The sequence below is a fragment of the Youxingia wuxianensis genome (assembly GCF_014385085.1).
GTDB classification, from domain to species: domain Bacteria; phylum Bacillota; class Clostridia; order Oscillospirales; family Ruminococcaceae; genus Youxingia; species Youxingia wuxianensis.
Genome location: NZ_JACRTD010000002.1, coordinates 186,136 through 206,607, shown reverse-complemented (window position 1 = coordinate 206,607; position 20,472 = coordinate 186,136). Strand labels below are relative to the sequence as shown.

Sequence of the window (20,472 nt, the reverse complement as noted above, 5' to 3'; positions counted from 1 at the left end):
CTCCCTTTGTTGTTTCCTAGTATAACCTGCCGTGGAAGATTTGTCAATAGGTTTTGACATCTTTTTGTAACTAATTTGTAATTTTTTCTTTGGTTATTGTTACCAACTGGTAATATTTGGAAATTTTTATAAAAATAAAAACCACCCGGCCGCGGAGAGACGACCGGGTGGCTGTTAACCTTACGGTTATTGCCTTTTAATAATTAACGATCAATTAATTATTTAGAAGCTTTTTTGAAAGCAACTGCGCCAGCAGCAGCCAGGGAAACTACAGCAGCAACTACCGCTACGTTTACCATGTCGCTGGAACCAGTGTTCGGGATCGGTTTGCCGTCCGCATCAGTGGTGCCATCGTCTTCTGCATCAGCGTTAACTTCTTCCAGATCCAGTTCTACATCGGAGAAGATGTAGTTGCCCAGAGTTCTGGTTTTTACTCTGAAACCATCAACATCGTTGCCATCTTCGTCAGTGTCAACGTAGGTCAGGTTTTTCACTTCGGATACAACGCCGTCCGCGTCTACGGTGTACCAGTAACCATTAGCGAAGTCAACATCGTCTTCTTCATCAAATGGGTTGTACAGGGTCAGGGTAGCTCTCGCGGTGGAGTCGATGGTGGCAGAACCAGTGAAGGTCCAGAAATACATTTCAGCGCCTACCGGATCGCCGTATTTGGTAGCGATAGCGGTGTTGTATTTGGTGGACAGTTTCGCATAGAAGCTGTCAGCATCGTCGTTAGCTTCGAAAGCCAATTTCGCGATGTCGTCGCCGGAAGCGTTGGTCCAGATGATTTCGTTTTTGTCGTTGGAAACAGGATTGATAACAACTTTATCGCCTGCTTCGATGGTAGCGTCCGCATCTTCTTCACGGTTTGTGACATACAGTTTGATGTCAAAGGTAAATTTCGCGCTCTTCGGATAGTTGTCACCACCATTAAGAGCACCCGCTTCTTTGGCTTTAAATACCAGGGAGAACTCTACCTTTTTCTCATCGGTAGTAGTAGAATCGTTCAGTTTAATTTCGATTACGTCCGTACGGCCGGCTAAATCTGTACCCGCATCGAATTTTTTGCCTTCAAGACGCTGAACGGATTTAACGATCGCACCGTTGGTGCTCTTGGAAGTAGAGAGGGTAAAGTCATCGCTGTCAGCAAAAGTTACACCTTTAATATCTGCATCAGTATCTAAATCAGCCAACTCAATATAGATGGTATCGCCAAAGTACACGTCATTAACCATTACAGTGCCACCAGCATTTGCTGTAGCTGGGGTAATCGCATTGCCATCTTCGTCATACCACACTAAAGAAGCGGTTGGCTCAACCTCAATGTCTTTTCCCAGGTCAGCAGCGAAGGAAACAACGCCCAGGGACAGAACCATCGCCGCAGCCAGTACTAAAGAAAGTACTTTTTTCATAGTCTTAAATCCTCCTTAAGAATTTTCAATCAGTCTTAATTTCCGCGGGACGCTCTCTCCAGCCTCCCTTGGTTATCCATATATTACCTTATTTGGAATTATTTGTCAATAGGTTTTGACACCAATTTGTTACTTTTTTGTAATTTTTTCCCATTTGCCAGTAAATTATTTTTCCTTCTTTCTGTCAAGGGAACCTTATTGCCGCCAGTCAAATCTATTCCATTCTTGCAGAGAAAACCGTTTCCGCCACTATATGATTGTAATTCCCATAGATAAAGGCCTCCGGTTTATTGTAAATCGGAGACCTTTATTTAAGAGCAATCTTGGCCTTGCAAGCGGCTCGTTTGATTTTTTGCAAAGAGACCGTTATATATGGGGGCTTCAATCAGGCAATAAAATATATAAATTTTATGGTAAAAATTTATCAGTAAATATGATCTATGTTATTCCCTAATCGGGATTCCACTGTTATAATTGTTTTAGATGAATAAATGAAAGGATGAAAGCTATGTTGGAAATTATCTCAACCCAAAAAGCTCCTGCGGCGATTGGCCCTTATTCCCAGGCGATTAAATGCGGCTCCTTACTGTATACCTCAGGTCAAATTCCGATTGATCCCGAAACGGGAAAAATAACTGGAGAAACTATTGCGGAGCAGACAAAACAGGTAATGGAAAATCTTTCGGCGGTACTGCGGGCGGGAGGAACAAATTTTGAAAACGCGGTAAAAACGGCCTGCTTTCTTACCGATATGAGCGGCTTTTCTGCGTTCAACGAAGTTTATGCGCAATATTTCACCGGAAAACCCGCACGCTCGTGTATCGCGGTGAAAGAGCTTCCCAAAGGCGCTTTGGTCGAGGTGGAGGTTATTGCCGCTATACAAGAAAATTAAGCTCCGGCGGCTCAACCGTCCTGTTGTACAGCATGGATGCGCTGTTTTTAACAGTCCCATTGCCGGGGATCACTATTAAAAAAGCGCCGAACAAACAGGTCCTGTTGTTGGCGGATGGTTCGATTGCATTTTTCAGGTAAAAAATAAACGTAGGTTATGCAAGAAACAACAGCCCCCCGTAGAATAGCTTTCTACGGGGGGCTGTCTGGTGCCGCTGACCGGACTTGAACCGGTACGGTATTGCTACCGAGGGATTTTAAGTCCCTTGTGTCTGCCGATTCCACCACAGCGGCACAGCTTTGTTATTATAGCAAACAAACGAAAAATAGTCAATAGTTCACGCCAGTTCCAGCGCCAGTTTAATCATAGTATGAAGTTGGGTCTCGCGGTACTGAGCATCTGACGCTTCCCCGGTTAACGGACAGTCGGAAATTGTACAGACAGCCAAAGCGTTCTTCCCGGTAAACGCCGCCGTAGCATACAACGCTGCCGCTTCCATTTCTACCGCCAGCACGCCCATCTTCTGCCAGTCTTTCATGCTGTTGGCGGCGTCATAAAACTTATCGCTGGTAAATAGATTTCCTACTTTATAAGAAACATTCTTTTCTTTCGCCAGGGCCACTGCCTTTTCTAACAGCGCATAGGAGGCAATCGGGGCGTAGGTTCCGGGCAAACGATACTGCTGGAGAAAATTTGAATCTGTACAGGCTCCCTGTCCCAAAACCAGGTCGCCTATTTTTAAATCCGGATGAATGGCGCCGGCTGTGCCGATGCGAATAATATTTTCCACATCATATTGGGTAAACAGTTCATAAGAATAAATTCCAATGGAGGGACAGCCCATCCCGCTGGCCATAACAGAAACCGGCTTTCCTTGATAGGTTCCCGTATATCCGCCGATTCCCCGTACAGGATTTACCAATCTCGAGTTCTGGAAATAAGTTTCCGCAATCAATTTCGCGCGCAATGGGTCCCCCGGCATAAAAACCGTCTTGGCAAAATCGCCTTTTTGCGCCGCGTTATGAGGTGTAGCCATCTTAATTCCTCCTTCTATTCACTTAGATCCGCTTGATGAAGCTGAGATAATACGCCTAAAATATCCTTTGAAATAAATGTATCCGCAGAAAAGGCAAATAATATTTGATTATAATTTGCTGGATGAATTAATTCCTGTAACAGCTCGGGAGTGACGGTAGTCACATCCACCACCGTCACCTGGGCATAATGGATTAATAAAAAAGGAAGGTAGCTTTGTACCGAGCGATCCCCAAAGATCAGCAGCCGCTGATTATATTGGGTGGAGTTAATATCAATATCTATCACCGGAGACATTCCGCCTAAAATAACATCCATACAGTCTCCCAGCTCTTCCTTGTATTTGGGATAAAGGGTAAAGTACCTGCGGGCGCCGTTTTCATCATAATGAGTCATTTGATAGCTGCGCTGATATTTGGAGAAGATATAGGCCGATACCCGGTCCCCTCTCACTTCTGTGTAGGGGGCTTTTTCATATAAGTCCCCATAATAATCATAATCCAAATGCTCCACATCAAATTGTTCCAGTCCACGGGCTTTTTGCCCCAGCTTTTTCGCGGCTACGGAGTAGATATAGTAGCCTCCCAGTCCGGTCGGGCTGTTGTCTGTTCGGTAGTAAATATAGTCCTTCTGATTTCCAAACAAAGCAGGATATACGTCGATGGCGGTTATATGGCCGGAAACCCGCTGATAAACAGCATCAATTAGCTGCTGTTTTTGGTTATATAAGGGAGCTGTCGCAGGAATTTTATCCTGAAGCACCGCACAGGCGGTTGGAATTAACATTACATAAGTGGGCCGGGAAAAGTCCTCCACAAAGTCCACCATTGCCAAGGTATTCAAGTTGATCGTATCCTGGCTTTTAGGCTGTACGTCCAGCATGAGAGTATCTCCGCCAATATAGATGCCGTCCTGTTCTTTTTCTCCCGCCAGATATCTTGCAAAAATCTGCAGTTCCCGCAAATAGCTGCCGCCGGGAAAATATTCGGCGATGGTTTGTTCCGCTTTTTTTATGGGAGGCGTTTTATCGTCTTGTATCGGAAATACCGGCCCAACATCAGAACCGCGGAAATAAAACACCAACAGCGGCACTAAAAAAATCACCAGCAGAAACACGATCCCCGATATGCGTTTTGACATTTCCACCGCCTCCTTTCATAATCATAATAAAAATTTATTTCTATAACAAAAAGGCTGTCACCAAAATCAAAAGCGCTATGTTCATTACCGCTGTGGAAAGATGCCATACTCTGGGAAGATGACGTTTTATCACCCCGGACAGCCGGTTAAAAATCCCGGTGGAGTATACTGCGGCGACAATCAGCACCAGATAGTTGGAAGAAAGCTGATAAATAATATCGTTGTTATAAAGAGCCGAGTCCCCTATGGAAAACATAAGCCGAATATAATTCCAGCTTTCACTGAGGCTGCCGCCGGCAAAAAAAACAAAAGATACAATAACAATTGTAATTGTATACAGCCAGGAAAAAAGCCCTGGCAGAACATCCAGGTATTGTTTTAACCAATATCTTTCTAAAATTACAAAAAAACCTAAAAATGCTCCCCAAATAAGATAATTTAAATTGATCCCAAACCATAAGGCCATCAGCATGGAAGCGACTAAAATATTGAACATTCCGGAAATCATTCCGCCTTTGGCACCGCCTAAGTTTACATAGACATATCGGCGGATATACCGGTTAATTGTAATATTAAAGCGCGCCAAAAATTCATTGACACTCTTGGCCCGATAAGGATAATTAAAGTTATCCGGTACCTCCATTCCGAACATCAGGCCGATTCCTTTTGCCATATCACAAAAGCCGGATAAAATAAAATACGCCGAAAATGCGAGAGCCAATATCATACTCCAAACGGTTAAAGTGGTTGCTTCATAATAAGGCACCGAACGCAGCCGGGTATAAAGAGCAATTACATTGTCCCCGATTATGATTTTTTTCCCGAGACCCAATATAAAAAGCCCCGCTCCTTCCCCCATTTTTGTCATTGACATGCGCAGGCGTTTTATCTGGGGGATTTGCCGGTTATAGCTTACTAACGGGCCCGCATACAATTGGGGATAAAAACAGCAAAGAGCCAAAAGATGGGTAATATTATGATCGCAGAATACCACTCCCCGGTAACAATCCAACACATACCCTGTGGAGATCAGACTATAAACCGCCAATCCCCAGGGAAAAGGAATTTCCCGGTATTGGGAAAGCAGCGAGTAGATAACAATAAGCCCCAAGGACTTTATTACAGAGCAAAGCGCCGGGGCCCGCTGCAGGTTCTTCTGTTCCTTGGATTTTTCTATCAGCCGGGCCATCAAATAATCAAACGTTACAGAGCTTAGCAGCAGTAAAATGTTTTCCCTTTCCAGCATCCAGTAAAACAGCAAAGAGAACAGTACCAACATACCGCTTTTCAGTTTCTGGGGCGTAAAATAGAAGACAGCAATCGTAGCCGGAAGAAATAGATATATAAATGATAAACTGAATATTTCCATAACGCCCCTCCTTTATCAATTCTTTTCTGCAGACATCTGCTGGGCTACAGATAAAAATTCCTCATAGGTGTACAGTTGGTTAAGGACGCGAAGCAGCCCATTGGTATTCAGCCGTCCGGGAAGACCTAATTTTTTCTGTAGATTGAGCCGCAGAAGATGGCTGTTTTCTCCTCCCGCAAACCCTAGTTCCATCAAATCCCCCTTGGTTACAGGGCGGCCGGCCTTCTCTCTTTCCGGGGAGTTGACAACGGCGATCCCCGCTTTTTGAAAGGCTTCTAACAACACCTGGGAGGAGAGCCCCTCCACCCCCAGTTTTCCTTCGGCAGAAGGCTTTTCTTTGCGGTGCTCCTTACCAAAAACATCTGGAATATAAACATGGGTAATCTGCTGGGGAGGGATTGCTCCGGCGATATGGCTGCGGATTAAACAGCCCGCCCGGTCGGAATCTGTCAGCACAATAATTCCATCCTGCCGCGCCAGCCGGCGCAGCAAGGCCAGTTTTTCTTTATCCCGAAAAATATCAAACCCTTCGGTAGTGATAATCGTAGCGTCAATAAACGAGCTTAATTTAGATTTATCATATTTTCCTTCTACTACAATCGTTTGTTTTATCTTTATCATCAGCGGACCTTTCCTGTAATCAAAAAAAGCTGGGTAATTACCTGTTCCAAAATAACCCGGTCACTGGCGCCGGTGCTTTTCAGCCGGGCATCCGCCTGGATAAGGGTCTCCAACATCTGTCCAATCTGAATGGCGGAATACTCTGCACTGTCGGTCATAGCGTTTTTTAACACAAACTCCCGATTTTTTGCATATCCCAGATCAACTGCCGCCTGCGCGGGAGACACTCCCGCCTGGCGCGCGCAAAAACCCCGGTATAAATCTACAAAAGAGCCGGAAAGCACCGCTAAAATCCGCGGCACCGGCTCACGCATATATAATAGCTGATCCACCAACTCCATCGCTTTTTGAAAGTTACCCCGAAAAATCGCTTTGGAGAGATCAAACACCCGCGCCTGCATTACTACCGACACCACCGCGTCTATCTCTTCCTTGGTGATCGTTCCCGTCCCTTTATAAGCGCACACCTTGTCCAGTTCCTGGGAAAGCAGCTGCATATCGTCTGCACATCTTTCTACCAGATAAGACGCTTCATCAGAAGAAAGTTCGCATCCGTTTTTGGAAGCCCTGCTTCGCAGAAAGCGCAGAAGATCGGCGCTCCTTCTGGCTCCAAGCTCTATTACTCCCCCCGCTTTGTCGCAAGTCTTGACCAAAGCGCTGAGCTTTTCTTTTTTCAAGGGCGGCTGCCCTGTTTTAATCGTGACAATCACTGTGGTGGTGGCAGGCGGATCAGAGATCACCGAACAAAATTCCTTTAATGCACCGGAATCCAGCTTATCCGGATCGATATCGACAGTAACACATCTGGCCTGGGCCATAAAGGGAAGCTGCTCTACGGCATCGTAAAGATCCTGCATAGAAAAATCCGCCCCTTCAAACCGGTGGAGATTAAATTCATTAAACTCCCCGCTGAGGGCTTTTTTAATAAGCATTTTCTCGTACATGCTCACCAAGTAGGTCTGGGAGCCGTACAGGAGATATACCCGATGCAATTCGTCACTTTTTACATGTTTCGAAAAATCTGTTTCCAGCGTATATTTCATCCTGTTTCCTCATTTATCTATAGCTTTAAAGGCAATTACATTGCTGCCGTAATATCTGTCGTTTACGTTTACATTGTGCGCCCGTTTCCCTAAAATAATCTCATTTTTGGAGTTGAGCATAATATCCGCCGGCCGCGGGACATCTTTCCACAATTTTACAATCTGGTAGCCTCCTATCCGGATAGTCGCCGTCTTATTGTCTTCCTTGGGAATTTCAATGATCACGTTGTTCAATACTTTGGCTGTAAAGCCGTGAACCTGTTCTACGGCAATAGACCCGGCGATAGGAAAGTTTTCTTTTAATACGTTTGTGCCGCTGCTGAAATATTCCTCTTCCTTTTGCAAAATCAGAAGCTGGATTTGTTTTACTCCATTGGCTTCAAAAAAGGAAACCATATCTTCTGCTTCCTGCGGTGCGGAAGGTTCTCCCAGTACCACCGCCCGGCCGTTGTATGTAAGAGCTATACAACTGCTGTATTTAGGAGCGATCAGCCGAATCGGATTTGCAAAAGCCACGGAATAGGAAAGCATTCCCGCCAGGAGTACTGTAAGACTGAGCATAGCGGCAAATTTTTTAACTTTTGTACCGGCCTTATTGACAATAAGCAAAGTCCCGCCCAACACCACAGCCGTAAGCCAGATAATCAGATAACCCTCTGTGGCGCCCACTGCTGCAAAAGGCAGGTCGGCGAAAAATTTGGCCGTCAGGTTAATCGCCTTTACCGCGCCGCCGCTGATCAATCCTAAAATGCGGGTAAGCACTAAAAGGAAAGGGACAAAACTACATGCGCCGCACAGCAAGCCGCAAAATAGAGCCACTGGAATAATGGGCGATAAAATCAGATTTACCAAAGGAGCTATCAAGGAAATTTGCCCAAACAGATACGCCACCAGGGGCATGGTTAAAATACTGGCGCTTATGGTGACGCTTACGGTCTGAAGAAGCGCATACATCACTTTATGGGACAGGAAAATTTTCTGCGGCGGCTTGCTTACTAGGTGATTGCACAGCCAATCAAACATAGGGGAGGAAAATACCGCAATAGACATAGTCGCCAAGTAAGAAAGCAGCAACCCGATGTTATAAGCGGAATAGGGATTTCCCAGCAAAATTAAAATAACCGCCGCACCCAGAGAAGTCAGCGTATCCGTATCCCGTCCGAACAAGCCCGCGCATAACACCAATATCATCATAATGCCCGCTCTGGTGACAGAATAAGAAAAACCGGCCAGCCCCATAAACAGCGCCACAAACAAAATGCCAATGATGCTTCGTTTTCTTCTGGATATGCGCAGCGCCGCCAGTACCGCATTTACCACTCCTGTCAAAATCGACAGATGAAGTCCGGATACCGCCATCAGATGAGCGATCCCTGCCCGAGAATATTGCGTGCGAAGGGCAGTAGATATCCCTTCGGTTTCTCCTAAAATCATCGCCGCTAAAATTTCACCTTCCTCCCCGGAAAGAACCGAGGTCAGGTTGGAATACAGCCGGCTGCGGTAACGGAATAGTTGCACCTGAAGATTTTGTACCTTTTCGCCTGTTCGCTCTATTGGACCGGACAGGATTCCCTCATAAGAAATCCCACGGGAATACAAACTATTCCGGCGGCTTTTTTCACATTTAAGGTCTATTTTACATTTTACCACATCGCCAATCTCTACATCAAGTCCTGTAAAGCAGATCCCACGGATCCGCTTTTCTTCCAGCCCCGCGGGAACACCGCTCTCTCCACAGCGCACTACAAAAGAACTGTAGGTAGGATACCGATTTTTCTCCAGCACTACTCCTTCAATCGTTTGGATGGTCCCGTTATATTGAGATCCCGGAAGTATAAATCCCTGAAAATAAACGGTTATGCTTACACAGGCAAGGCAGATCGCCGTCAGCGCGCCCGCCAGCCAAGAAGGAACTTTTATTTTTAATATCGCGGCGCCCAGCAGAAGTCCCGCCGCTACAAACGCAAAAAAGCTAGCCGTTTGCTCGCCCAGCCGCAGCGCGGCAAGCACAGTAAACAGCCAGCATAACCCGCTGATATGTAATACTCTGTTCATGGCGCCGTCCCTTTTCTGTCAATCACTTACACTGTCAAACGCTCCTTATTTAGATGGATAAGGCTTGCGGGTATTGGTGCGTCCGGTGATATAATCAATACTGGTGTGATAATAATCGGCCAACTGGATCGCCGCCCACAAGGGCAGCTCCCGTATGCCCTTTTCATAGCGGCGGTAAACTTCCCGGTTCATATGGAGAACTTCCGCTATCGCCTGTTGGGTTTTGTCCTGGTCAATGCGCAGATCCTCTAATCTTTGAAAATGCATTGTCTTTCACCTCTTTCTAATGCTACTATTTTGTAGTATTGCAAAGAATACTATACAACCATATGGATGTATTTTCGCATGAATAGTCAGATATCGATGAATATCGACGTATACAATGAGTAAAAACTCAATTTAGAAAAGTTTGTGTAAAATTGCCCCTTTAAATGTCGTCGAATTATGATATAATCTTTAGCAGGTATATTTGAGTAACCCCGCCGCCCAAGCTTTCTGCGTGAACGGCGGGGTTTGTTTGGGACGGGCTATCCCCTTCCAAACGCCCGAAAAATTTCATAATGAGGAGAGAGAGCATGAAGAAAATTATCCAAATCGATGAGCGGCCGCCTATTGGCCAGATGATCCCTTTAAGCCTTCAGCATATGTTCGCGATGTTTGGCGCTTCCGTGCTGGTGCCTATCCTGTTTGGCATCAATTCTTCCATCGTTCTATTTATGAACGGCCTGGGGACCTTGATGTTCATTGTCATTACCAAAGGGCGAGCCCCTGCTTATCTTGGCTCCAGCTTTGCCTTTATCGCCCCGACTCTGTATCTGATCCAAAATCATCCCGACGGTTTCCGGGCGGCGCAGGGCGGCTTTGTTGCCGTTGGTATCGCCGGCTGTATCGTAGCTCTTATTATCTACAAATGCGGCACCAACTGGATTGATATTGTTCTTCCTCCTGCCGCGATGGGCCCGGTGGTTGCTCTGATTGGCTTAGAGCTTGCGGGCACCGCGGCATCCAATGCTGGATTGGTGGGCGTGGAATCCATTGATGTGCGGGCTCTGATCGTATTTTTGGTAACTTTGGGCATCGCAGTATTCGGACAAGTCCTGTTCCGTGGATTTCTCAGCGTAATTCCCATTCTGATCGCTATCCTCGCTGGCTATCTCTCCTGTTTTTTAACCGGCCTTGTCAGTTTTGCCGACGTGGCTAAAACCGTTTCAGAAGCGGACCTATTTATGATTCCTAACTTCCAGACCCCTGTATTTGACAGCGGCGCGATTATGGTAATGATGCCGGTAATCTTAGTCATTATGTCTGAGCATATCGGTCATCAGGTAGTAACCAGCCAAATTGTCGGACGGGATCTGATTAAAGATCCTGGTTTGCACCGTTCCATTTTTGCGGATAATTTCTCCACTGCGGTTTCCGGTTTTCTGGGTTCTGTCCCTACCACCACTTACGGTGAAAATATCGGCGTTATGGCGGTCACCGGCGTTTACAGCGTGTGGGTAATCGGCGGCGCGGCAGTCTGCTCTATCATTCTCTCCTTCGTAGGTCCCATTGCGGCGCTTATTAACACTATTCCAGGAGCGGTTATTGGAGGAATCTCCTTCCTGCTTTATGGTATGATCGGCACCTCCGGACTGCGTATCCTGGTGGATCAGAAGGTAGATTACGGAAAGTCCCGCAACCTGGCGATGACTTCCGTTATCTTTGTCACCGGCCTTTCCGGTATCGGTATCAGCGTGGGAAACATTCAGATCACCGGTATGGCCCTAGCGGCTCTGGTAGGAATGCTGATGGGATTGCTGTTCTATTTTCTGGACAAACTAAAACTGACCAACGACAGAGATTAATTTACTGTGAAAACTCCCCGGTAATAATACCGGGGAGTTTTTTATTGTCCTATTTTCTGCTCCATTTTACGCCTTGGGGCGTATCCTTCAGTTCGATTCCCATACCAGCCAGTTTATCGCGGATAGCGTCTGCGGTAGCGAAATCCTTATTTTTTCTCGCTTCCTGGCGTTGATCGATCAGCTCTTGGATTTCGCTGTCAAGGTCCTGGGCGCGGCGGTTATAAAGAAGTCCCAGTACATCGCACAGCTTATCGAATTTTTCCGCCGCATACTGGATAGTTCCTTCGCTTTTTGGGGTGGCGAGATAGGTGTTAATATCTCTGGTCATCTCAAACAGGGCGGCGATACCATCGGCGGTATTCAAATCATCATCCATCGCTTCCTCAAATTGAGTCACCCGGCTGTCGATAGTTTTCCTGAATGCCTCTTCCCCGTCCTCCTGCTGAGGCAGGGCGTTTTTTAAGGCAAAATCGATATTGTCCCGACAGTTGTGCAGACGCTCCAGCGCAGCTTTACACTGCTCAATTACCTCATAGCTGTAATTGATTGGGCTGCGGTAATGCGCCTGAAGCATCATAAATTTAATAGGTTCATAGCCGAATTTTTCTGCTACCTCCCGGGTAGTAAAAAAGTTCCCCAGGGATTTGCTCATCTTTCGATTATCCACGTTGATATAGCCGTTATGCATCCAATACCGCACATATTCCAGTCCTGTGCAGCACTCGCTTTGAGCGATCTCATTCTCATGATGAGGAAAAATCAAATCCTGTCCGCCGCAGTGAATATCAATGGTTTCCCCCAGATGCTTGCGGATCATAGCGCTGCACTCAATATGCCAGCCGGGGCGCCCTTGCCCCCAAGGGGAATCCCAGCTGGGTTCCCCCGGCTTTGCCGCTTTCCACAAAACGAAGTCCAGAGGATCCTCTTTTTGATCGCTTACATCAATGCGGATTCCCGATTCCAGTTCTTCCAAAGGCTGATGAGACAGTTTCCCATACTCATGAAATTTACGGGAACGGAAATACACATTTCCCTCTTTTTCATAAGCGTAGCCTTTTTCCTCTAAAATTTTCACCATATCGATAATCGTATCGATATTCTCCGTGGCCTTTGGATGGATATCCGCAGGGCGTATTCCCAACCCTTTTGTATCAATAAGGTATTCGTTGATAAAACGCTCCGCCACCTCTTTTACCGTTACGCCCTCTTCTTTTGCCTTGTTAATCAGCTTATCATCGATATCCGTAAAGTTTTGTACAAAGGTCACATTGTATCCCTTGTATTCCAAATAACGGCGCAGAGTATCGAACACGCAGATAGGCCGGGCATTTCCGATGTGAATAAAATTATATACGGTAGGGCCGCAGGCGTACATTTTCACTTTGCCTGGCTCCAACGGCACAAAATCTTCTTTTTGTCTGGTAAGAGTATTAAATATTTTCATAGCAGCGAAACTCCTTTTATTTTTCTTCTATTTCTATTTTGTCTAATTTTTCTTTTTCTAATTCCTTTAACCGTTTTTCCAGCCGGTCGATGGTAATCTGCATCCGGCAAAGTTCCTGAGCTACCGGGTCGGGGATATGCACATGATCCAATTGTTTGTTGTCCACTTTTTTCCCAGCTACCCGTACCACGCGCGCAGGCACGCCTACGGCAGTGGCATCCTTGGGGATCGGTTCCAGCACTACGGCGTTCGCCGCAACTTTGGCTCCGTCCTCAATTTTAAACGGCCCCAATACTTTGGCTCCGCTGCCTATGGTTACGTTTTTCCCCAGCGTAGGATGACGCTTACCTTTGTCCTTGCCGGTGCCCCCTAAGGTTGCCCCCTGATAAATGGTACATTCGTCTCCAATTTCCGCTGTCTCGCCGATGACCACGCCCATGCCGTGGTCAATAAACACTCCTTTGCCAATCTTTGCCCCAGGATGAATTTCCACCCCGGTCATAAACCGGGCAAACTGACTGAGCACCCGCGCGGGCAAATACGCTTTTTTCTCGTACAGCCAATGAGCTGGGCGGTGCAGCATAATAGCATGCAGCCCGGAATAGGACAGCAGCACCTCAAAAGTATTGCGGGCCGCCGGATCCCGGTCTTTGACTGCTTGTATATCGCTTCTGATTGTTTCAAACATTCAGGACTCCTCCTTATATCAACAAAAAACGCCTTCGTTTAGCACAAGCTAAACGAAGGCGGTGTCATCCGCGGTTCCACTTCGATTTCTCACTTAAATCCCCTTAACGCGGGTAAGACGCGCGGCCATACTAAGCGCTTACTGTTGCTGCCGCGTACTGGCGGGCGCATTTCATAAAGTCCTTTGCTAAAGGCGCTCTCAGCCAACGACGCCTTCTCTCTGAAACCAGGGTTCCTTACTACTTCTCCCGATAAACGCATCTATATTATTGGAATAACTTATTACTATGCAACTATACCACATTTGTTTACAATAGGCAAGATGTTCCTTTTAAATTATTTTGAATCCAATAGGAAGCTTCTGTTCTTCCACACGTAGTTTCCTCCGGAAAATACCGTTAACACTACAACAATCACCATCAAAACCACGAAAAGACCGTAACACAGTACGTTCTCCTGCCAACCCAAGCCCCAAATCAGAAGAGCATAACATACCCAGACAATCTGGAATACCGTTTTTAATTTTCCCCAGATATCCGCAGCGATCACCTTACCGCTTCCTGCGGCGATTAAACGCACGGAGGTCACCAAAAATTCCCTAGCTAAGATAATAATCACCACTAGCGCCGGCGTCCATCTCAGCTCAACAAAACAGATCAGGGCCGAGGTCACCAGAAGCTTATCCGCCAGCGGGTCCATAAACTTTCCAAAATCAGTGACCAGATTATCCCGACGGGCTAAGTATCCATCTAGAAAATCTGTAAAAGATGCTGCGGCAAATACCGCCAGCGCCCAAATATAATGTAATGGAATAGTGTCTATCAGCATAAACACAAGAAATACCGGGATCATTGCCATACGCAAAACCGTAAGCTTATTGGGGGTATTCATGCACTTTCCTCCTAAATACTAGCCTTTCCGGCAAGATCATATTCCTGCACTCCATTGATGGTTACTAGGACATACTCCCCCGTCTTTAAAGGGCGGGAGCTGGTAAAAAACACTTTCGTATCGATATCCGGAGCGTCCATATAGCTTCTGCCATAATAGGTTTCCCCATCAAAGCCCTCCACCGCTACCCACAGCTGTTTTCCCAGCATGCTGCGGTTAAACGCCTCCATAATGCCATATTGTTCTTCCATTACAATTTGTGCCCGGTGTTTTTTTAATTCCTCATCAATCTGTCCGTCCATCTCCGCGGCGGGGGTATCCTCCTCCGCGGAATAAGCAAAACACCCTAAACGCTCAAATTTGACTTTTTTGATAAAGCGGATCAGCTCCTCAAAATCCTCTTCGCTTTCCGTGGGAAACCCTGTAATCAAGGTAGTGCGCAAAATCACGCCCGGAACCTTCGCCCGAATGTTTTCCATCAGCGCCGTTAAACTTTGCATGTCGCCCTGACGGTTCATAAGACCCAGCAGCCGTCCGCTGACATGCTGAATGGGAATATCCATGTATTTTACAATCTTCTCATTATTGGCCATTACCTCCAGAAGCTGGTCGGTAATCCGGTCCGGATAACAGTAAAGCACTCGTATCCACCGGATTTTTTCTATCTTGCATAACTCTTCCAGCAGCGGCGCCAACATCAGCCGTCCGTACAAATCTTCCCCATAGCGGGTCGTGTCCTGGGCCACCACATTCAGTTCGGTAACTCCCTGCTCCGCCAGCTGTCTTGCCTCTTCCAGCACCTTTTCCATCGGCCGGCTGCGGAAGTTTCCCCGAATCAGAGGGATAGCGCAGTAGGAACAGCGGTTGTCACAGCCGTCCGCCACTTTAAGATAAGCAAAAAACGGCAGATTGCTGATCACCCGTTCTCCTTCCAGAGGAAGATCCTCCTTTTTTCCAAACTCCACAACCTTTTCCCCGTGGAGCGCTTTATGGATCGCTTCAGCAATATCGGCATTTCTGCCGATTCCCAGCACTACATCCGCTTCCGGGATTTCGCTTGCTACTTCCTGCCGATACCGCTCCGCCAGACACCCGGTAACCGCAACTACTTTCAATTTTCCTTTTTCTTTAAGCCTACAGAATTCCAGAATATTTTCAATGCTCTCCCGTTTGGCATCCTCAATAAACCCGCAGGTATTGATAATCACCACATCGCATTGACGTTCATCAGCACACAGCGTATAGCCGCCCTTTTTAAGGAGCGCTAGCATAATTTCTGCATCTACCTGATTTTTTGAGCAGCCAAGGGATACCATTCCAACTTTAATCGCCATAACTTCCCCCTAAAATTCCTCTTCCATCAGCTCGTCCCGCAAAAGGGAATTGATCCCCTGCCGTATCTGAGCGGGGGCGTATCCCATGCGGAGCAGCCCATTATACGCCCGGGCACGGCCTTTCTCGTCCTGCAAAGCCCCAGCGTACTTCTTTTTTAAAAGATACTGAATATTTTCCTCTTCGTCCGTTTGCAGCTGGCTGAGTGCATCCTCAATCAGCTCTGCCGACAGTCCTCGGAGCTTCATTTCCTGCCGAACACGAAGCTTGCCAAACCGTTTGCGGCTTGATAGATCCCGGGCAAAGCGCACAGCGTAATCTTCGTCGTTTACCAGTCCCAGTTCTTCCATCCGTTCCACCGCCAACTGGGAGGCGTCTTTCTCCAGGGTTCTTTCCAACCGCTCTTTGAGCTGCACAGAGGTATACTCTTTATAAGTAAGCAGGTGTAGCGCCTTGTCTTTTGCTTTTTTCACTTCCGACTGCAGGCGCAGCTCTTCCAGCTCCTGGACGTCAAGCTCCATACCGACACATAACCCCGACAGCGCAAAGATGTCGGGGTGCATACTAAATAGGAACTGGCCATCCCCATAGATGGCCATTCTGCCTTTCTTGGTTAAATTAATCCCAGTGATCGTCATGGATTACTCATCCGTTTCCACATCGATATTCACTTTTTTCCCGGCCGTTTTTTTCTCTTCCGGTACGGGAGCGTTTTCCACCGGGGCGCCCACCTTTACCGGTTTGCGGGCCGCCGATTTACTTTTTATCAACTGATCGGCGTTTTCCCTCACCCGAGCTTCCACCTCCGCGGCCACCTGCGGATTTTGCCGCAGATATTCCTTGGCGTTTTCCCGGCCCTGACCCAGACGAATCTCTCCATAATTGTACCAAGTTCCACTGCGGGTAATAATATCCAACTTGGTGGCAAGATCCAAAATCTCACCAATTTTAGAGATTCCCATGCCATACATAATATCAAACTCCGCTTCTTTAAACGGAGGAGATACTTTATTTTTTACTACCTTTACCCGGGTGCGGTTACCCACAACTTCCGAGCCGCTTTTAAGCGTTTCTACCCGGCGCACATCCAACCGTACCGAGGAATAGAATTTCAACGCGCGGCCGCCGGGAGTAGTTTCCGGATTGCCGTACATAACGCCGATCTTTTCCCGGAGCTGATTAATAAAGATTACCACGCAGTTGGACTTTCCAATAGCCCCGGTGAGCTTTCTTAGCGCCTGGGACATCAGCCGTGCCTGCAGGCCCACATGGGTATCGCCCATCTCGCCCTCAATTTCCGCCTTGGTGACCATGGCAGCTACCGAATCAATTACCACAACGTCCACCGCGCCGGAGCGCACCAACGCTTCTGCAATTTCCAACGCCTGTTCCCCCGTGTCCGGTTGGGAAACCAAAAGGCTGTCAATATCCACGCCCAACGCCTGAGCGTATTCCGGGTCCAAGGCATGTTCCACATCGATAAACACTGCGGCTCCCCCGGCTTTTTGGGCTTCCGCCGCCACATGCAGGGCAACGGTGGTTTTACCGGAACTTTCCGGGCCGTAAATCTCGATAATTCTTCCTTTGGGTACGCCGCCGATTCCTAACGCAATATCCAGCGACAGAGATCCGGTGGAGATAGCTTCCACATTCAAGGTGCTGTTCTGGCCTAGTTTCATCACAGCGCCCTTCCCGAATTGTTTCTCTATTTGAGTAAGCGCCGTTTCTAATGCTTTTTGTCTATCATCCATTCCGGTATACCTCCGCTCATTTTTCCTATAGGCACATTATACACTAGAAAGAGGGAAAAAGCAAGACAAAAAGAACATTTGTTCTTAAATTAAATTTCCCTGATTTCTTGTGGAATATCACATTGAAACTAGTTACAACTTTGGTTCTTTTTACGGTAGACTTTCCCAGGTTTGTACGTTTATAATGAAAATAGCATATTTTAAAAATGAAAGCCGAGGGAAAAGCTGTGAAGTTACAAAAAGATTTGACTACCGGCAGTGTGCGTGCACATCTGATCCGATTTACCATTCCTTTGATTATCTCCAATATTTTTCAGGTGCTGTATAACGCGGTGGACATGTTCTTTGTGGGAAAATATGCTGGAACAGAAAGTTTGTCGGCGGTTTCCGTGTGCGGGCCGATTATGGATGTGCTGATTATCAGTATTTCCGGCCTTTCCGTCGGGGTCTCTGTAGCGATTGCCAATTATGCCGGCAACCATCAGACCCAGGATGTAAAGGATTGCGCTAACTCCGCCATCGGTTTATATGCTGTGATTGCTGTTGTCTTTACGGTGATAGGGTTCATTTTGTCGCCGCAGATTTTAGCTTTGGTGCAAACCCCGCAAGAGGCTATGCCCCATGCCATTCAATATTTGCGCACGATCTTTTGTGGGATCGTATTTATGTTGGGATACAATCTGATCAACGCCCTTCAACGGGGATTTGGGGATTCTAATTCTTCCATGATATTTATTATCGTTTCCGCCGGAGTAAATATTGTATTAGACTTTATCTTTGTCTGCCTGCTGGATATGCACGCCTTCGGCGCGGCATTGGCTACAGTCATTGCCCAGGCTGTTTCGTTTGTCATGGGAGTTGTCTACTTCCGTATTCAAAAGCATGTGGTGACCTTCCGCTTGAAAGATATCCGCTTCCATGTAAACCAGCTTAGATTCATTCTTCGAATCGGGCTGCCTACCGCACTGAATGAAGTTCTGGTCAATTTAGCCTATCTCACCGTCAGCGGCGTGGCCAATTCCTTCGGACTGGCAGCAAGCGCCGCCTATGGGATCGGTATGAAAATCGACAATATTGCTATCTTCTCAGACAGCGCTATGAACATGACTATGTCCTCCTTCGCCTCTCAGAATATCGGTGCAGGGAAGCCCCAGCGGGCGCTGGACGGTCTGAAAGAAGCGTTGAAGCTTTCTGGGATCCTGGGGCTGATTACCGCGGTGATTGTTTTCTTCTTCGCGCCCGGTTTTGCGGCAATCTTTAACAGCGACCCCTTGGTCATCGGGCACACGGTAGATTATCTGCATATTTCCTTGTATTCTTATGTACTCTTCGCTCTGGTTGGTCCGCTGATCGGTTTTATCCGCGGTACCGGAAATCTAAAAACCAGCGTTATCGTAGGCTTTATCGCCCAATATGTTTTCCGCGTTCCCTGCGCTTTCCTATTCTGCCATTTCATCGGTTTTCCCGGAGTGGCGGTGGCCATTTTGGTTGGGCCGTTGTCCTCCACTATCATGTATGGCTGGATTGTGGCTACCGGACGGTGGAAACGGGGATTGAAAAATTTAAACGTTTCCGCGCAGGGGGCTTAATCCGGACGCCGGCAGATTTTTAGGCCGCGCAAAGAATACCGCTGCCAGCAGCGGGAGTCACGCTCTTTGTTTCCTTTCAAAATAAATTACGACAAAAGCTGCGGATAGGTTCTGATCGGACCGTCCCTGTAGCCAAAAATATAGTTGGAGGTCGTTTGTATGAAAAAAATCGCGGTAACCTATGAAAATGGGCAGGTGTTCCAACATTTCGGGCACTGTAAACAGTTTAAAATCTATGAGGTTCAGGAAAACAAAATCATTGCCTCGAACCTGCTGGACGCCGGCGGCAGCGGCCATGGCGCCCTGGCCGACTTTTTAAAAAGCCACGGGGTGGATGTTTTAATCTGCGGCGGCATCGGCTCAGGTGCGAAAACCGCTTTATCCCAGGCAGGAATCTCCTTTTATCCCGGGGCCGCGGGAGGTGCGGATGAGCAGGTTGCCGCTTTGTTAGCTGGAACTCTGCGGTTTGATCCGGATACCGTTTGTTCCCACCACCACGAAGGACACGGCCAGGAAGAAGGACACTGTCATGGCCATGGAACAGACGATAAATGCGGCTCTGGCTGCTGCTGATTACTTGCTGTTTTTCTATGGCACAGTAAAGGAGGGATTCTATGACGCTGGATCAATTTTTTCCTTTTTGGAAGGAGCTTACGCCTGCCCAGCAGGAAACTCTTACCCGCTTTGTCACCCGCCGAAGTGTAAAAAAAGGAACCATTCTGCACAATGGTTCCGAGGACTGTGTAGGACTGTTTATTGTGGAGGAAGGGCAGCTTCGGGCGTATATTGTGTCTGAAGAAGGAAAGGAAATTTCTTTGTACCGGCTGCTCCCATGGGATATGTGCTTGTTTTCCGCCTCCTGTATGATGAACAGCATTCAGTTTGACGTTACAGTGATAGCCGAGCAGGATTCTGAAATTTTGCATATTCCTACCGCCGTATACCAGGGGATGATGAAGGAATCCGCTTCTGTAGCCAATTTTACCAATGAAATTATGGCTTCCCGTTTTTCAGATGTTATGTGGCTTATGGATCAAATTCTCTATAAACGTATGGATTCCCGTTTGGCGGCTCTTCTGCTGGAAGAAAGCCAGTTGTCCCAAACCTCTCAATTAAAGCTCACCCATGAAGCCGCCGCCCGCTATCTGGGCAGCGCCCGGGAGGTTATTACCAGGATGCTGAAATATTTTCAGACGGAAGGAATTGTCTCCCTTTCCCGGGGAGGAATCGCCATCACAGACAGCGAAAAACTGGCCGCCCTCGCCAAAGACAGCATCCGCTAATCTTTGAATGTGATTTCATCACGGTAAATATGTGCGTTTTGTCGTATCCTAAGAACAAGATCATTATCGATCAAACGAAAG

Annotated in this window: 19 protein-coding genes and 1 tRNA gene; 5 read left to right on the top strand and 15 right to left on the bottom strand. The window is 47.2% G+C overall.

All coding sequences use genetic code 11. The features are described 5' to 3' along the window. Positions 1 to 218 precede the first annotated feature (218 nt). Positions 219 to 1,412 carry a hypothetical protein gene (locus tag H8705_RS03300; protein ID WP_262394433.1) on the bottom strand — a complete coding sequence of 398 codons (1,194 nt, stop codon included), beginning with the start codon at positions 1,410 to 1,412 and terminating at the stop codon, positions 219 to 221. Between the two features lie 508 nt (positions 1,413 to 1,920). Between H8705_RS03300 and H8705_RS03295 the strand changes: the two genes are divergently transcribed. After that, positions 1,921 to 2,304, top strand: coding sequence for a RidA family protein (locus tag H8705_RS03295; protein ID WP_262394432.1), 384 nt, complete (start codon positions 1,921 to 1,923; stop codon positions 2,302 to 2,304). 206 nt (positions 2,305 to 2,510) lie between these two features. Here the strand turns inward: H8705_RS03295 and H8705_RS03290 are convergent. The 8 genes from H8705_RS03290 to H8705_RS03255 form a co-directional block, all read right to left on the bottom strand. Further along, a tRNA-Leu gene (locus H8705_RS03290) sits at positions 2,511 to 2,597 on the bottom strand. A gap of 44 nt (positions 2,598 to 2,641) precedes the next feature. Then, entirely contained in the window at positions 2,642 to 3,340 is a 699-nt protein-coding gene (deoD, locus tag H8705_RS03285; protein WP_262394431.1) for a purine-nucleoside phosphorylase, read from the bottom strand. Between the two features lie 14 nt (positions 3,341 to 3,354). Beyond that, positions 3,355 to 4,479, bottom strand: a complete 1,125-nt coding sequence (locus tag H8705_RS03280; RefSeq protein ID WP_262394430.1) for a DHHW family protein — start codon at positions 4,477 to 4,479, stop codon at positions 3,355 to 3,357. A 40-nt stretch (positions 4,480 to 4,519) separates the two neighbouring features. Next, positions 4,520 to 5,848 (bottom strand): MBOAT family O-acyltransferase, encoded by a 1,329-nt coding sequence (locus H8705_RS03275; RefSeq protein WP_262394429.1) that lies wholly within the window; start codon positions 5,846 to 5,848, stop codon positions 4,520 to 4,522. Between the two features lie 15 nt (positions 5,849 to 5,863). Continuing rightward, on the bottom strand, positions 5,864 to 6,469 hold the full coding sequence (locus H8705_RS03270; protein WP_262394428.1) for a toprim domain-containing protein: 606 nt from the start codon (positions 6,467 to 6,469) through the stop codon (positions 5,864 to 5,866). Continuing rightward, positions 6,469 to 7,512, bottom strand: a complete 1,044-nt coding sequence (holA, locus tag H8705_RS03265) for a DNA polymerase III subunit delta (protein WP_262394427.1) — start codon at positions 7,510 to 7,512, stop codon at positions 6,469 to 6,471. Before holA ends, H8705_RS03270 begins: the two co-directional genes overlap by 1 nt. A 9-nt stretch (positions 7,513 to 7,521) precedes the next feature. Then, positions 7,522 to 9,567, bottom strand: coding sequence for a ComEC/Rec2 family competence protein (locus H8705_RS03260; RefSeq protein ID WP_262394426.1), 2,046 nt, complete (start codon positions 9,565 to 9,567; stop codon positions 7,522 to 7,524). Positions 9,568 to 9,612: 45 nt separating this feature from the next. Further along, positions 9,613 to 9,834, bottom strand: a complete 222-nt coding sequence (locus H8705_RS03255) for a helix-turn-helix domain-containing protein (RefSeq protein WP_262394425.1) — start codon at positions 9,832 to 9,834, stop codon at positions 9,613 to 9,615. A gap of 308 nt (positions 9,835 to 10,142) precedes the next feature. On the opposite strand from H8705_RS03255, the gene uraA reads away from it, so the two are divergent. Further along, positions 10,143 to 11,414 carry a uracil permease gene (uraA, locus tag H8705_RS03250; protein ID WP_262394424.1) on the top strand — a complete coding sequence of 424 codons (1,272 nt, stop codon included), beginning with the start codon at positions 10,143 to 10,145 and terminating at the stop codon, positions 11,412 to 11,414. 49 nt (positions 11,415 to 11,463) lie between these two features. Here the strand turns inward: uraA and cysS are convergent, their stop codons facing one another. From cysS to recA, 6 genes are all read right to left on the bottom strand, one after another. Next, positions 11,464 to 12,858, bottom strand: coding sequence for a cysteine--tRNA ligase (gene cysS / locus H8705_RS03245; RefSeq protein WP_262394423.1), 1,395 nt, complete (start codon positions 12,856 to 12,858; stop codon positions 11,464 to 11,466). A gap of 16 nt (positions 12,859 to 12,874) precedes the next feature. Next, positions 12,875 to 13,546 (bottom strand): serine O-acetyltransferase, encoded by a 672-nt coding sequence (cysE, locus tag H8705_RS03240; protein WP_262394422.1) that lies wholly within the window; start codon positions 13,544 to 13,546, stop codon positions 12,875 to 12,877. A 335-nt stretch (positions 13,547 to 13,881) separates the two neighbouring features. Continuing rightward, positions 13,882 to 14,436 (bottom strand): CDP-diacylglycerol--glycerol-3-phosphate 3-phosphatidyltransferase, encoded by a 555-nt coding sequence (pgsA, locus tag H8705_RS03235; RefSeq protein ID WP_262394421.1) that lies wholly within the window; start codon positions 14,434 to 14,436, stop codon positions 13,882 to 13,884. 11 nt (positions 14,437 to 14,447) lie between these two features. After that, positions 14,448 to 15,770: a 30S ribosomal protein S12 methylthiotransferase RimO gene (gene rimO / locus H8705_RS03230; protein WP_262394420.1), complete on the bottom strand. Its 1,323-nt coding sequence runs from the start codon at positions 15,768 to 15,770 to the stop codon at positions 14,448 to 14,450. 9 nt (positions 15,771 to 15,779) lie between these two features. Then, on the bottom strand, positions 15,780 to 16,406 hold the full coding sequence (locus tag H8705_RS03225; protein WP_262394419.1) for a regulatory protein RecX: 627 nt from the start codon (positions 16,404 to 16,406) through the stop codon (positions 15,780 to 15,782). A 3-nt stretch (positions 16,407 to 16,409) separates the two neighbouring features. Continuing rightward, positions 16,410 to 17,519 carry a recombinase RecA gene (gene recA / locus H8705_RS03220; RefSeq protein WP_262394418.1) on the bottom strand — a complete coding sequence of 370 codons (1,110 nt, stop codon included), beginning with the start codon at positions 17,517 to 17,519 and terminating at the stop codon, positions 16,410 to 16,412. 227 nt (positions 17,520 to 17,746) lie between these two features. Here recA and H8705_RS03215 point away from each other — a divergent pair, with 227 nt between their 5' ends. From H8705_RS03215 to H8705_RS03205, 3 genes are all read left to right on the top strand, one after another. After that, a complete protein-coding gene (locus H8705_RS03215) occupies positions 17,747 to 19,108 on the top strand; it encodes an MATE family efflux transporter (protein WP_262394417.1) in 1,362 nt (453 codons plus the stop codon). Positions 19,109 to 19,267: 159 nt separating this feature from the next. Continuing rightward, the gene (locus H8705_RS03210) at positions 19,268 to 19,681 is read left to right on the top strand and encodes a NifB/NifX family molybdenum-iron cluster-binding protein (RefSeq protein ID WP_262394416.1); all 414 of its coding nucleotides are present in this window, start codon (positions 19,268 to 19,270) and stop codon (positions 19,679 to 19,681) included. Between the two features lie 41 nt (positions 19,682 to 19,722). Next, positions 19,723 to 20,391, top strand: coding sequence for a Crp/Fnr family transcriptional regulator (locus tag H8705_RS03205; RefSeq protein ID WP_262394415.1), 669 nt, complete (start codon positions 19,723 to 19,725; stop codon positions 20,389 to 20,391). Positions 20,392 to 20,472: the final 81 nt, after the last annotated feature.

Excerpts from the sequence above, each read along its gene's own strand:
- H8705_RS03225 (WP_262394419.1), bottom strand. The coding sequence starts at position 16,406 with ATGACGATCACTGGGATTAATTTAACCAAGAAAGGCAGAATGGCCATC.
- deoD (WP_262394431.1), bottom strand. The coding sequence starts at position 3,340 with ATGGCTACACCTCATAACGCGGCGCAAAAAGGCGATTTTGCCAAGACG.
- holA (WP_262394427.1), bottom strand. The coding sequence starts at position 7,512 with ATGAAATATACGCTGGAAACAGATTTTTCGAAACATGTAAAAAGTGAC.
- H8705_RS03280 (WP_262394430.1), bottom strand. The coding sequence starts at position 4,479 with ATGTCAAAACGCATATCGGGGATCGTGTTTCTGCTGGTGATTTTTTTA.
- cysS (WP_262394423.1), bottom strand. The coding sequence starts at position 12,858 with ATGAAAATATTTAATACTCTTACCAGACAAAAAGAAGATTTTGTGCCG.
- H8705_RS03255 (WP_262394425.1), bottom strand. The coding sequence starts at position 9,834 with ATGCATTTTCAAAGATTAGAGGATCTGCGCATTGACCAGGACAAAACC.
- H8705_RS03300 (WP_262394433.1), bottom strand. The coding sequence starts at position 1,412 with ATGAAAAAAGTACTTTCTTTAGTACTGGCTGCGGCGATGGTTCTGTCC.
- H8705_RS03295 (WP_262394432.1), top strand. The coding sequence starts at position 1,921 with ATGTTGGAAATTATCTCAACCCAAAAAGCTCCTGCGGCGATTGGCCCT.
- uraA (WP_262394424.1), top strand. The coding sequence starts at position 10,143 with ATGAAGAAAATTATCCAAATCGATGAGCGGCCGCCTATTGGCCAGATG.
- H8705_RS03260 (WP_262394426.1), bottom strand. The coding sequence starts at position 9,567 with ATGAACAGAGTATTACATATCAGCGGGTTATGCTGGCTGTTTACTGTG.
- recA (WP_262394418.1), bottom strand. The coding sequence starts at position 17,519 with ATGGATGATAGACAAAAAGCATTAGAAACGGCGCTTACTCAAATAGAG.
- H8705_RS03210 (WP_262394416.1), top strand. The coding sequence starts at position 19,268 with ATGAAAAAAATCGCGGTAACCTATGAAAATGGGCAGGTGTTCCAACAT.
- H8705_RS03205 (WP_262394415.1), top strand. The coding sequence starts at position 19,723 with ATGACGCTGGATCAATTTTTTCCTTTTTGGAAGGAGCTTACGCCTGCC.
- cysE (WP_262394422.1), bottom strand. The coding sequence starts at position 13,546 with ATGTTTGAAACAATCAGAAGCGATATACAAGCAGTCAAAGACCGGGAT.
- H8705_RS03270 (WP_262394428.1), bottom strand. The coding sequence starts at position 6,469 with ATGATAAAGATAAAACAAACGATTGTAGTAGAAGGAAAATATGATAAA.
- H8705_RS03275 (WP_262394429.1), bottom strand. The coding sequence starts at position 5,848 with ATGGAAATATTCAGTTTATCATTTATATATCTATTTCTTCCGGCTACG.
- pgsA (WP_262394421.1), bottom strand. The coding sequence starts at position 14,436 with ATGAATACCCCCAATAAGCTTACGGTTTTGCGTATGGCAATGATCCCG.
- rimO (WP_262394420.1), bottom strand. The coding sequence starts at position 15,770 with ATGGCGATTAAAGTTGGAATGGTATCCCTTGGCTGCTCAAAAAATCAG.